This window comes from Sphingomicrobium arenosum (assembly GCF_026157085.1).
Classification (GTDB): Bacteria; Pseudomonadota; Alphaproteobacteria; order Sphingomonadales; family Sphingomonadaceae; genus Sphingomicrobium; species Sphingomicrobium arenosum.
This window is the reverse complement of the sequence record NZ_JANPVN010000001.1, coordinates 1,162,785-1,174,909: the sequence shown is the minus strand read 5'-3', so window position 1 is coordinate 1,174,909 and position 12,125 is coordinate 1,162,785. Positions and strand designations below refer to the sequence as shown.

At 65.4% G+C, this 12,125-nt stretch carries 13 protein-coding genes; 8 read left to right on the top strand and 5 right to left on the bottom strand.

Features of this window, described 5'->3' with window-relative positions; genetic code table 11:
• The first annotated feature begins 95 nt into the window (after positions 1-95).
• A complete protein-coding gene (locus NUW51_RS05775) occupies positions 96-452 on the top strand; it encodes a hypothetical protein (RefSeq protein ID WP_265563610.1) in 357 nt (118 codons plus the stop codon).
• A gap of 237 nt (positions 453-689) precedes the next feature.
• Here NUW51_RS05775 and NUW51_RS05770 read toward each other — a convergent pair whose 3' ends face one another.
• The 5 genes from NUW51_RS05770 to NUW51_RS05750 all read right to left on the bottom strand — a co-directional run bounded on the left by NUW51_RS05770 (position 690) and on the right by NUW51_RS05750 (position 4,142).
• Positions 690-1,337, bottom strand: a complete 648-nt coding sequence (locus NUW51_RS05770; RefSeq protein ID WP_265563608.1) for a hypothetical protein — start codon at positions 1,335-1,337, stop codon at positions 690-692.
• A 204-nt stretch (positions 1,338-1,541) separates the two neighbouring features.
• Positions 1,542-2,321, bottom strand: a complete 780-nt coding sequence (paaG, locus tag NUW51_RS05765) for a 2-(1,2-epoxy-1,2-dihydrophenyl)acetyl-CoA isomerase PaaG (protein ID WP_265563607.1) — start codon at positions 2,319-2,321, stop codon at positions 1,542-1,544.
• A 47-nt stretch (positions 2,322-2,368) separates the two neighbouring features.
• Entirely contained in the window at positions 2,369-2,806 is a 438-nt protein-coding gene (locus tag NUW51_RS05760; RefSeq protein ID WP_265563605.1) for a hypothetical protein, read from the bottom strand.
• Positions 2,803-3,012 (bottom strand): hypothetical protein, encoded by a 210-nt coding sequence (locus NUW51_RS05755; RefSeq protein ID WP_265563603.1) that lies wholly within the window; start codon positions 3,010-3,012, stop codon positions 2,803-2,805. Before NUW51_RS05755 ends, NUW51_RS05760 begins: the two co-directional genes overlap by 4 nt.
• The gene (locus NUW51_RS05750; protein WP_265563601.1) at positions 3,009-4,142 is read right to left on the bottom strand and encodes a hypothetical protein; all 1,134 of its coding nucleotides are present in this window, start codon (positions 4,140-4,142) and stop codon (positions 3,009-3,011) included. The genes NUW51_RS05755 and NUW51_RS05750 overlap by 4 nt, the downstream gene beginning before the upstream one ends.
• Before the next feature lie 77 nt (positions 4,143-4,219).
• Between NUW51_RS05750 and paaA the strand changes: the two genes are divergently transcribed.
• From paaA to NUW51_RS05715, 7 genes are all read left to right on the top strand, one after another.
• A complete protein-coding gene (paaA, locus tag NUW51_RS05745) occupies positions 4,220-5,212 on the top strand; it encodes a 1,2-phenylacetyl-CoA epoxidase subunit PaaA (RefSeq protein ID WP_265563599.1) in 993 nt (330 codons plus the stop codon).
• Positions 5,213-5,314: 102 nt separating this feature from the next.
• Positions 5,315-5,596 carry a 1,2-phenylacetyl-CoA epoxidase subunit PaaB gene (gene paaB / locus NUW51_RS05740; RefSeq protein WP_265563598.1) on the top strand — a complete coding sequence of 94 codons (282 nt, stop codon included), beginning with the start codon at positions 5,315-5,317 and terminating at the stop codon, positions 5,594-5,596.
• Complete coding sequence (gene paaC / locus NUW51_RS05735; protein ID WP_265563596.1) at positions 5,596-6,447, top strand: 1,2-phenylacetyl-CoA epoxidase subunit PaaC; 852 nt, start codon at positions 5,596-5,598, stop codon at positions 6,445-6,447. The genes paaB and paaC overlap by 1 nt, the downstream gene beginning before the upstream one ends.
• 4 nt (positions 6,448-6,451) lie before the next feature.
• Positions 6,452-7,531 (top strand): ferredoxin--NADP reductase, encoded by a 1,080-nt coding sequence (locus NUW51_RS05730; protein ID WP_265563594.1) that lies wholly within the window; start codon positions 6,452-6,454, stop codon positions 7,529-7,531.
• Between the two features lie 41 nt (positions 7,532-7,572).
• Entirely contained in the window at positions 7,573-8,751 is a 1,179-nt protein-coding gene (locus NUW51_RS05725) for an amino acid aminotransferase (protein ID WP_265563591.1), read from the top strand.
• Positions 8,744-10,789 (top strand): alpha-ketoacid dehydrogenase subunit alpha/beta, encoded by a 2,046-nt coding sequence (locus NUW51_RS05720; protein ID WP_265563589.1) that lies wholly within the window; start codon positions 8,744-8,746, stop codon positions 10,787-10,789. The genes NUW51_RS05725 and NUW51_RS05720 overlap by 8 nt, the downstream gene beginning before the upstream one ends.
• Positions 10,790-10,905: 116 nt before the next feature.
• Positions 10,906-12,108: a dihydrolipoamide acetyltransferase family protein gene (locus NUW51_RS05715; RefSeq protein WP_265563587.1), complete on the top strand. Its 1,203-nt coding sequence runs from the start codon at positions 10,906-10,908 to the stop codon at positions 12,106-12,108.
• Positions 12,109-12,125: the final 17 nt, after the last annotated feature.

Sequence of the window (12,125 nt, the reverse complement as noted above, 5' to 3'; positions counted from 1 at the left end):
CTCCACGTCCTCGATGGTGTCACCTGCGGGGGTCGAGGTCCGTTTCGGACCCTCTCTTTCGAGCCTTCGCGGCCGAGCAGGCGTAGAAGCGGGTCATGGACATGCGTCACCGCTTCGACCCGGCCCCGCGCCGCCCGACCCCCGACGAGCTGCCACGCTCGGCATGGGAGCGGGCAGCGATCGACGTGCCGAACAGCTACCCACGCCGGGTCGAGGACAGTCGTTCGTTGCTCGTGCCGCATGGGGGTGCGGAGGTGCCCGACGGACGACAGGCGCAGTTACGGCGACTGGTGCCCCGGCACGCGCATGAGTGGAGGCGTGATGAGGCGCGGGCTGAGGAGCCGTCCCTGCTGCATTCGGTGATCGTCGGTGTGGTCGGCGTGCTGTGCGGCGCGGCGCTGGCACAGGGGCTGGTCAGCGGTGCGGCCGCCTTAACAAGGGTCTTGGGGTAGACCACCGCGTCGCGTGCTGCGGCATTGGTCTTGGCGACAGGGCTCTGGGAAGGGCTGTGCGATCGGTCTTCGAACGGGCAGGGGGTGCTATGGCATCACCCGATGCTCGCCGAAGTGTCGGGCGTTTTTTCCGCGATCCGATCTCGAAAAGGAGTTGGCGGCGCGCGGCGCGCGGCGAGCGGCGCGTGGCGCCGGGCGAGGGGCGAGGGGCGAGGGGCGACGCTGGCGTCGGACGGCTCAGGCAATGAACTGGAAGTCGATTTTCTCGGGCACGGGCTGCTGGTCGAAGGCATGGTCCGCATAAGGGCCGTCGGCATCGACCCAATGCATGAACAGGTGCGCCGACCAGCGATTGGGGTTGCGGGTGATGCGGCCGTGCCGATGCGCGACACCATTGTAGAGCAGCGCATCGCCCGCGCGCATCTCGATCCGACTGAACGCCTCCTTGCCGAAATCCTCGTCGACACCGGCATTGGGCTCGCGCGCGTCGGCCCCGACCTCGATGGGCCAGATCCGGTCATCAGCATAATCGAGAGTGAGCGAGAGACTGTGCTCGCAGCTCGGGCGGTCGTGATGGACCCGGCAGATATCGCCCTCGCGATAGAGGCGGAAATAGTCGTAGGTCGGCAGGAGGCGCTTGCCCACAAGTTGCTCCATCGTCGGCGTCAGTCCCCACAACAGCGCCAGCATCGGCGCATAATGCATGCCGTAGATGTCGGCGGTCGGGCGTTCGACGAGATTGACCTGCTTCATGCGCCGCATGTCGATAGGGCCGCCGCCCAAGTCGCGGTGCAGCTTGCCGAGGAAGGCGCGCGTGATCTCGGGCGCGAGCACATGCTCGAGATGCGCATAGCCGTCGCGATGATAGTCGCCGTGAACTTTCATCCCTTTCGACTAGGTCGTGCCATGACCCGGCGACAGAAGCGAACGACGACCGGTCTAAACGGTTCGACAAATGACGCGGCAGAGCGGCATGTCGGTGCGATCGCGGGCCGCGATCAGGCGCGAACCGAGCAACGATTTTCCGGAGGAACGGTCGGATACGCCAGTCGAATCGACTATCGGCGGACCTTTTTCGTGGAGCGAAGGCTATTTGCCCTTGAAGGTGGCCTTGCGCTTTTCGAGGAAGGCGGCGACGCCTTCCTTATAGTCCTCGGTGTAGCCGAGGCGGCGCATCTCGTCGCGCTGGAGTGCGAGCTCGTGATCGAGGTCGCGGCTGCCCGTCGTGCGGATGAGCTTCTTGATGGCGGCGAGGCCCAAAGGCGGCAGGGAAGCGAGCTTGTGCGCGGTGGCGCGGACCTCTTCCATGAGGAGGTCGTCCTCGACAACCTTCCAGATAAGGCCCCAGTCGGCGGCCTGCTCGGCGCCGAGCGGCTCGCCCGTGAGCGCGAGACCGAGCGCGCGCTGCTGGCCAACGAGGCGGGGGAGGTGCCAGCTGCCACCCGAATCGGGGATGAGGCCCAATGCGGAAAAGCTCTGGATGAAGCGCGCCGAGCGGGCGGCGAAGGTCATGTCACAGGCGAGCGCGATATTGGCGCCCGCACCGGCGGCCACGCCGTTGACCGCGCACAGCACCGGCTGGGGCAGGGTGGCGATGGTGCGGATGAGCGGGTTCCAGCTCTCCTCGACCGTCTCGCCCAGATCGACCGCATCCTTGGGGCCGACCTTTCGGTCGTTGAGGTCCTGGCCCGCACAGAAACCGCGCCCCGCGCCGGTGAGGATGAGGACGCGCGCATCATGGACTTCGCGGATGGCGCGGCGCAGCTCGGCGTGCATGTCGGCGGTGAAGCTGTTCAACCGGTCCGGGCGGTTGAGGGTGAGGGTGGCGACGTGATCGTCGCGGGTGATGAGGATGGTCTGGTCGGTCATGTGATCCTTCTTTCCGTAGGCAGCGCCCAAATCAACCGCAAAGGCTGTCAATACCACGGGTAGACGTCGCGGATGCGCTCGACCGTTTCGAAGCGTTCGACACTGACGGCGCTGCCGAACATGCCCATGTGGCCGTATAAGCCGGCCTCCCGGGCGCGCTTGCCGACGAAGCTGACCTTGTAGATGGCCTCGCCGCCTAGCTGGTCCGAAGCGTCGTCCGGGATGTAAACCCAAGTCATTTCATCAAGGTCGGAATAGATGTCGTCATGTAGCGGCATCTCCGAATGGAAGCTCACGGCTTCGAACTGGTAGTTCAAATAGCCGTCGATCCGCTCGCTCGGTTGGTCGTCGAAGCATCGGGCTTCGGTTGGCAGGGAAGGCCCTCCCTCCTCGACGGGGACTCTGAAACAGCCTTCGTCACCCCTGTCGCACCCCGCCAGAAAGAGGAGCGCACCCAACCAGCAAAAACCGAGAAAGTCTTTCACTTCGCATAGCTTTCGAGATAGCCGCAACGGGTGCAGCGGTAGGTGATGATGGGGATCAGCGCCTTCTTGGCGTGCTTCAAACCCCACCAACGCTTGTCGGGCGTCCCGGGGTGAAAGGCGGGGGCGTGGATTGCGCCATAGCCGTTGTCGGGGACCCAGCCTTCCTCGATCTGCATCGACTGGCATTTGGGGCATTCACGCATCATCGGGCGGCTCCTGTCGGTTTGGCGGCGGGAAGGCGGGCGTGGGCGGACAGCCAGTTGGCGTGCACGTCGAGCGCGGCGGTGAAGCGGGGGCCGAGCTTGCGTTCGACCTGTTGAAGCGTGCCCTCGGCGGCGATGCGCAGCCAGGTGCCGTCCCAGTCGAGGTCGATCAGCACTTCCTCGATCGGCTGGCGCATGTAGCCGCCGCACTCATAGACGCTCCGCCCCGACTGGCCGTCGAGATGGCCGATGCCGTCGCCCGCCATGGCAACGCGGGCGGAAGGTTTTTCGTAAAGTAGTTCGGCGATGCGGCGCCAATTGATGGGAAGGAGTAGTTCGGGGCCGTCGGTGGCGGTCACGGCGCGATAATGGCCGCTCGAACTGCGCACCATCTCGCTGGCGGGGCGCAGCAGAAGGCGCGGCTCGCTCGATGGTGGGTCGTTGTTTTCGTGAAAGGCGACGAAGGGGCCGCGGCCCTCGCCCTGGCCCCAGTCGACATGGCCGGGCCCTGCGCTGGCGAAGCGGCGGGCGCGCCAGTCCAGGGCCTGCGGGTCGTCGAAGCGCGCCTCGCTGTCGTAGCGGGTCTGGTGCTGGCCGTAGGGCGGGGGGATGAGGATATCGACCTCGACGCGGATTTCCTCGGGGAGCGGCTGGGGGCCGCCCTTGCGCGGGTGGAGGGTTGCATCGAGTAGGAGTCTCGTCCCGCCGGGCGCGCCGGCGAGCTTGCAGCGGAAGCGGTCGCCCCAAGCGCCGAGATGCGCGGGCATGTCGACGCTGGTCATCAGATGAAGCTCGTCCTCGCGGCCCTTGGCGACATCATATTCAAGGCGCTTGGAAGGGCTGCCAATGAGCAATGGCAGGTCACGCAGGCCGCCGAGCTGGCGTGGGAGGCTCAAGGAAAAGAGGCGCTTCAGCTGGTGGACGAAGCCGTAGGCGTCGGGCCCTTCGTGGCTGGCGATGGCGAGGTGCATCCGCGTGGCATCGTGCGAATAGTCGCTGATCCAGACGGGTCCGGTAGGCAGCGTGCCGAGCGCAGCCAGTTCGGGGCCGTCGCCCGAGACGCGGACATGGCCCTCGCACAGGATCGCGCCATTGCCCCATTGCAGCAGCGGCCCGTCAAATGCCTCGTTCATGCAGCTCATCCCCCTCACGCCACGCACGGCCATATGCCCAGATTGAAAAAGCCCGGCAAACGGCCTAACTCAGGGGTATGTATACGACCGAACTCGACAAGCAGAAGAAGAATGTCACCGCGATCGGCGAGGCCGAGCCGCAGGAGCTGATCGACGCCTTCGAGGCGCGCGTGGCGGCCGACGAGTTCATCGAGCCCAAGGATTGGATGCCCGAGGCGTACAGGAAGACCTTGGTCCGCCAGATTTCGCAGCATGCGCATTCGGAAATCGTCGGGATGCTGCCCGAGGGCAATTGGATCACCCGCGCGCCGAGCCTTCGCCGCAAGGCCATCCTGCTCGCCAAGGTGCAGGACGAGGGCGGGCACGGCCTCTACCTCTATTGCGCTGCCGAGACGCTGGGCACGAGCCGCGAGGAAATGGTCGAGGCGCTGCATTCGGGCAAGGCGAAATATAGCACCATCTTCAATTATCCCACGCTCACCTGGGCGGACATCGCGGCGATCGGCTGGCTGGTCGATGGCGCGGCGATCATGAACCAGGTGCCGCTCCAGCGGGCGAGCTATGGTCCCTATGCCCGCGCCATGGTGCGTGTGTGCAAGGAGGAAAGTTTCCATCAGCGGCAGGGTTATGAAGCGATGCTGGCGCTGTCGAACGGCACCGAGGAGCAGAAGCGGATGGCGCAGGATGCGATCAACCGCTGGTGGTGGCCGAGCCTGATGATGTTCGGCCCGCCTGACGATCAGTCGCCCAACACCGAGCGCTCGATGCGCTGGCGCATCAAGCGCGAGACCAATGACGAGCTCCGGCAGAAGTTCGTCGATATCACCGTGCCGCAGGCTGAATATGCGGGTCTGACCGTTCCCGATCCCGATCTCGCGTGGAACGAAGACAAGGGCGGCTACGATTTCGGCGACATCGACTGGGAAGAATTCTATGCCGTCGTGCGCGGCGAGGGGCCGGTCGCCAAGGAGCGCATGAAGGCGCGCCGTGAGGCGTGGGAGAATGGCGCCTGGGTGCGCGAGGCCGCCGATGCGCATGAGGCGAAGAAGGCGGCGAAGAAGGTCGCCTGATCGTTTGACATCGTCATTGCGAGGAGCGTAGCGACGCGGCAATCCACAGCGGCGTGACTGGATTGCTTCGCTACGCTCGCAATGACGATACAGGGAGAGATCATGTCCGATTGGCCGCTTTGGGAAGTGTTCGTCCGTGCCAAGGGGGGGCTCAGCCACCGTCATGTCGGCAGCGTCCATGCGCCCGACAAGGAGATGGCGCTGAACCATGCGCGCGATACCTATACGCGGCGGATGGAGGGCGTGTCGCTGTGGGTGGTGAAATCCTCGGACATCGTCGCCAGCGATCCCGACCAGTCGGGGCCGACCTTCGCGCCCGCCGAGGACAAGATCTATCGGCACCCGACCTTCTATGAAATTCCCGAAGAGGTGAAGCACATCTAATGCCGAGCCTGCCGACCATCTCCGAAAAGGATGAAGCCAAGGCCGCCGCCAAGGATGCGGGCGCGCCCGAGGGCCAGTTCGACGCGCCGACCGCCGGCGCGCATGACGAGGCCACTACCGCTTATGTGACGGCGCTTGGCGACGATGCGCTGATCCTCGGCCAGCGCCTCAGCGAATGGTGCGGCCATGCGCCTGCGCTCGAGGTGGACTTGAGCCTTGCCAACGTGGGGCTCGACCTGATCGGGCAGGCGACCAACTGGCTCGGGCTGGCGGCGGAGCATGGCGAAGCGAAGGATGCCGATGCGCTGGCATTCCACCGCGACGTGCTCGATTTTCGCAACTGCTTGCTGGTCGAGCAGCCCAATGGCGATTTCGCGCAGACGATGGCGCGGCAGTTTCTCTTCTCCACCTGGCAGCATATGCTGCTCGAGCGGCTGGCCGGGTCGAGCGATGAAGCGATCGCGGGCATCGCCGCCAAGAGCGTCAAGGAAGTCGCCTATCACCGCGAATTGTCGGCCGACTGGATCGTGCGGCTGGGCGATGGGACCGAGGAGAGCAAACGCCGGATGGCCGAGGGGCTCGACTGGTGCTGGCGCTTCATCCCCGAACTGTTCGAGGTGACCGAGGAGCTGGAAGGCCTCGTGGAGCGCGGCATCGCGGTCGACCCGCGCAGCTTCGAGGAGGAGTATCGCGCGGCGATTGCAGTGACGCTAGAGGAAGCGACGCTGGCGGCGCCGGACGAGCAGCGCCCCATCCTTGGCGGCCGGCGCGGTCATCATTCGGAGCATCTCGGGCATTTGCTTGCGGTGATGCAATATCTCCCGCGCACCTATCCCGACGCCAAGTGGTAACAGCATGAGTTCAGATCATTTCATCGCGCTTCGCGTCGCGGAAATCGTGCGCGAGACCGAGGATGCGAACAGCGTTCGTTTTGACGTGCCCGACGAACACAAGCCGCTGTTCGCCTTCAAGGCGGGACAGCATCTGACGCTGAAAGCGCAGATCGACGGCGAGGAAGTGCGGCGCAATTATTCGCTCTGCGTCGCGCCGCACGAGAATCAGCTCAAGGTGACGGTGAAGCGGATCGCGGGTGGGCGTTTTTCCAACTGGGTCGGCGATCATCTGAAGGCCGGCGATACGATGGAGGTGATGCCGCCGCACGGGTCGTTCACCTATCCCTTCGACGCCGACGCGCCGCCGCGCCATTATGTCGGTTTCGCGGGCGGGTCGGGCATCACCCCGGTGATGAGCCTCATTCGTACCGCCTTGTCGGTCGAACCGAAGGCGCGCTTCACGCTGTTCTATGGCAATCGCGACAGCGCCAGCGTCATCTTTCTCGACGGGATTTCGGACCTCAAGGACCGTTACCTGTCGCGCTTCCAGCCCTTCCATTTCCTCTCCGACGAGGAAGGCGATGTCGACCTGTTCAACGGCATGCTCGATCGCGCGACCTGCGATGCGGTGATCGAGGATCTGCTCGACGATCCCAAGGCCGTCGATGCCTTCTTCATCTGCGGCCCGGGGCCGATGATGGATGCCGCCGAAGCCTCGCTCCTCGATCATGGCGTCGATAAGGAGCGGGTGCATATAGAGCGCTTCACCGCCTCAACTCCTTCGGCGGCGGACGCCGAGAAGGTCATGGCCGCCAAGGCCGAGGCGGCGGGCCACACCTTCTGGGTCAATCTCGACGGGCGCAATCGCAAGGTCGAGTTCAACGGCGAGAATATCCTCGATTCCGCGCGCGAGGCGGGGCTGCCCGCGCCTTATGCCTGCAAGGCGGGCGTGTGCGCGACCTGCCGGGCGAAGGTCACCAAGGGCAAGGTCGAGCAGGGCGCTCGCTATGGCCTCACCGACGAGGAAATCGAGGCAGGTTACGTGCTGACCTGCCAGTCGGTGCCGGTGGGCGACGATGTGCGCGTCGATTATGACGCCTGACGCCTTTACGGAAAGGCCGATTGGGCGCTAGGACCGGCGCCATGTCAGGATTGTTTTCTGGGCTTTCGCCCATCCAGCCCGATGCGCTTCTCCAGCTGATGGTGATGGCGCGCGCCGATGATCGCCCGCAAAAGATCGATGCGGGTGTCGGGGTCTACAAGACCTCGGACGGCAAGACCCCCGTGATGAGCGCGGTCCGCAAGGCCGAGCAGCGCTTGCACGATGCCCAGGACAGCAAATCCTATCTCGGGATGCGCGGCGATGCGGGCTATGCCGAGGAGATCGGCAAGCTCCTTTTCGGCAAGGCCTGGGGCGACGACCGGCTGGTCGGCCTGCAGACGCCGGGCGGATGCGGCGCGCTGGCGCTCGGTTTCGCGCTGGTGAAGGCGGCGCGGCCTGGGGCCAAGGTGTGGGTGGGGACCCCGACCTGGCCCAATCACGAGCCGCTCATCAAGGGCGCTGGGCTAACCATCGAGACCTATCCCTATTACGACAAGGCATCGACCAGCATCCAGTTCGACGAGATGGTTGCCGCGCTGGAACGCGCCGAAGAGGGCGATGTCGTGCTGCTCCATGGCTGCTGCCACAATCCGACGGGCGCGGACTTGGATGCGGGGCAGTGGGCCAAGGTGCGCAGCATCGTCGCGGCGCGCGGGCTCATCCCCTTCGTCGATATTGCCTATCAAGGGCTGGGCGACGGGCTCGAGGAGGATGCAGCGGGCGCGCGCAGTGTGGTGGAAGCGGTCGACGAGGCGATCGTCGCGCAAAGCTGCGACAAGAATTTCGGCATGTATCGCGACCGTGTCGGCACGCTGTTCGTGAAGGGCCGCGATGCCGACGCCACCAAGCTGGCGCTCGACTGGATCATGCAGCTGGCGCGCGAACTCTGGTCGATGCCGCCCGATCATGGTGCCGCCGTGGTGCGCATGGTGCTCGAGGACGAGGCCCTGCGCGAGGAATGGCGCGCCGAGCTCGACAGCATGCGCGATCGCATCAACAGCCTTCGCGAAAAGATCGCCGCCTGCGACCCGCGGCTCGAATATATCGGGCGCCAGAAGGGCATGTTCTCGATGCTGCCCGTCAGCCCCGCACAGGTCGTCCGGCTGCGCGAGGAATTCGCCATCTATGTCGCCGGCTCGGGCCGCTTCAACATCTGCGGCATGGGCGATGACCAGGTCGCCTATTTCTGTAACAGCGTGAAGGCGGTGATCGATGGCTAGCCTCGCCGACCCCGAGACGAAGACCGACGAACCCGCCTTTGCGTGGGAGGATGTCGCGCGCCTCGTCCTGACGAGCCGCGAGATGGATCGGCTGGAGGAAGAAGAGCTCGTTCCGGCGAGGAAGGTGCTCTACCAATTCTCCGCACGTGGTCATGACATGGCGCAGGTCATGCTCGGCCTGCATTTGCGCGATGGCGATGCGGCCTGCGGCTATTATCGCTCGCGGCCGATGCTGCTGGCGCTGGGGGTCGCATTGGCCGATGCGCTGGGCTCCAACATGGGTCGCGAGGGCGGCTATTCGGACGGGCGCGATATCGGCGTCGTGTTCAACTATCCCAATCCGGGCGGGGCCCACGCGCTGCCGATGTGCGGCGGGGTGGGGGCGCAATATACGCCCGCGGCCGGCTGGGCGCAGGCGATCACCTACAAGGCCCGCGTGCTGGGCGAGAAGGACGATGGCGCGATCGCGGTCGTGCTCGGCGGTGATGCGAGCTGCGCGACCGGCGGCTTCTGGTCGGCGCTGACGATTGCGACGACGCAGAATTTGCCGCTTCTCTTCTTCATCGAGGACAATGGCTACGGCATCTCGGTGACGAGCGATTACCAGACGCCGGGGCGCAACATCGCGGCCAACCTCGCCAGCTTCAAGAACCTCACCATCTTCGACGGTGACGGGACCGATCCGGAAGCCGCGGCCAAGCAGATCGGCGAGGCAGTGTCGCATGTTCGGAACCGCAAGGGACCGGTGCTGTGCCGCCTCACCGTACCGCGGCTCGAGGGGCATAGCGCACAGGACACGCAGGCCTACAAGTCGGAAGAGGAAAAGGCCGCCGAATGGGCGCGCGACCCGCTGCCCAAGCTGAAGAAGCTCGCCAACAATCTCGACTGGGACATGATCGAGGCTTCGGTCGCGCAAGAAGTGGATGCCGCACGGCAGGAAGCCGAAGCGCGCGCTGTGTCCGATCCTTCGCTCGTGACCAAGGGCGTCTTCTATGAAGGCGAACATGCCAAGGTCGGCGGGCAGGCGGGGCTGAGCCTCGATGACACGCATGAGGATCCGCGCCCCGAGGGGCAGCGCATCAACATGGTGACCGCTATTCGGCGGGTGCTCGACCTCGAACTCGAACAGAACCCGAAGATGAGCGTCTTCGGCGAGGATGTCGGCCCCAAGGGCGGTGTCCATGCGGTGACGCTCGGGCTGCAGGACAAGTTCGGCAAGGAGCGCGTCTTCGATACGTCGCTGAACGAGGAAGGCATCGTCGGACGCGCGATCGGGATGGCGATGGCGGGGCTGCTGCCCGTGCCCGAGATCCAGTTCCGCAAATATGCCGAGCCCGCGACCGAGCAGATCAACGATTGCGGCACCATTCGCTGGCGCACCCACAACCGCTTTGCCGCGCCCATGGTGCTGCGCATCCCGGGCGGTTTCTTCAAATGCGGTGACCCGTGGCACAGCCAGACCAACGAGGTGCAGTTCGTGCACAATCCGGGCTGGAAGGTCGCGGTGCCGTCGAACGCCGAGGATGCGGTGGGCCTGTTGCGTATGGCGCTCAGGTCCAACGACCCCACCATCTTCTTCGAACATCGCGCGATGCTCGATGAAAGCTGGGCGCGGCGGCCCTATCCCGGCGACGGCTATGTGCTGCCTTTTGGCAAGGCGAAGAAAACGCGCGAGGGCGATCAAATCACTATCGTCAGCTGGGGCGCCATGGTGCCGCGCTGCGAGGAAGCGGCAAAGGATGTGAGCGCCGACGTCATCGACCTGCGCACACTGCAGCCGTGGGATAAGGAGATGGTGCTGGAGAGCATCGCCAAGACCCACCGCTGCCTGATCGTCCACGAGGATTTGCGCACGGGCGGTTTCGGGGCGGAGATCGCCGCAGTGGTCGCCGACGAGGCCTTCCTCGACCTCGACGCGCCGGTGGAGCGGGTGACCATGCCCGACATTCCCTCGCCCCATCACCCCAAATTGCTCGAGGCCGCCGTGCCCTCCGTCGAGGACATTCGCGCCAAGATCACCGAGATGCTGGAGTTCTAGACGATGAACACCGCCGTCGCCCCAGCGCAGGCTGGGGCCCATGCCATGCCGCTACGCCTAGCCTTCCAAGACATGGATCCCAGCCTTCGCTGGAATGACGACGGGGGGATGTCGTCATGATCGACGTGCTGGTTCCCGAGGAGCAGGAAGGCACCAAGGCGGTCGTGCGCGGCTGGCTGAAGGCGATCGGCGAGCGGGTCGAGGAAAATGATCCGCTGGTCGAGCTCGAGACCGACAAGGTGACGCAGGAAGTGCCCGCGCCCACCAGCGGCGTGCTGGTCGAAATACTCCTCGACAGCGATGCCGAGGCCGAGCCCGGCGCGCTGCTGGCGCGGATCGATCCGGCGGGCGAGGCAAGCGAGACGGCCGTCCAGCCGAAGGTCGAAGTGACGCCCAAGGCCGAAGCCCCCGCGCCCAAGGCGACGGCCAAGGCCGAGGTGCTGCGCGAAACGCGGCTGTCGCCTGCGGTCAAGCGTGCGGTGCTGCAGCATGATATCGACCCCGCGCACATCACCGGCACGGGCCGCGACGGGCGCGTGACGCTGGAGGATGTCGACAAGGCAGTGGCCTCGGCGACCGTCTCCCATGTCGGCGCGCCCAAGACGGCGCAGCCGCGCGTCGTGGAGCATTTCGACAGCGCCGACATCCCGCACGACCGGATGCGCCGCACCATCGCGGAAAATATGGTTCGGGCCGTCACCGACGCGCCCCATGTCACCGCGCTGTTCGAAGCCGATTTTTCGGCCATTGCCGCGCACAAGGCGGCAATGAAGGCGAGGGGCGTCAAGCTCAGCTACACCGCTTACATCGTGAAGGCCGCCGCCGAAGCGATGGCGGTCGCCCCCGCGATCAACGGTCGTTGGGAAGAGGATCGCATCGCGATCTCGGACAGCATTGATATCGGCGTCGGCACGGCGCTTGGCGACAAAGGACTCGTCGTGCCGGTGGTGCGTGATTGCGGGCCCGCGAGCCTCGAGGAGATCGGGCGTCAGCTCGGCGACCTCACGAGCCGCGCGCGCGACGGCAAGCTCGATCGGAAAGATGTGTCGGGCGGCAGCTTCACCATCTCCAATCATGGCGTGTCGGGCAGCCTGCTCGCCAGCCCGATCATCCTGCACCAGGGGCAGGCGGCGATCCTCGGCATCGGCAAGCTGGAAAAGCGCGTCGTGGTGCGCGAACTCGACGGGCAGGACGTCATGGTCATCCGCCCGATGGCCTATGTGACGCTGACGATCGACCATCGCGTCGTCGATGGGCATCAGACCAATGCGTGGCTGTCGCGCTTCGTCGAGATCCTCGAGGGTTGGCCGACGGCCTGAGCCAGCTCTGGCAGATT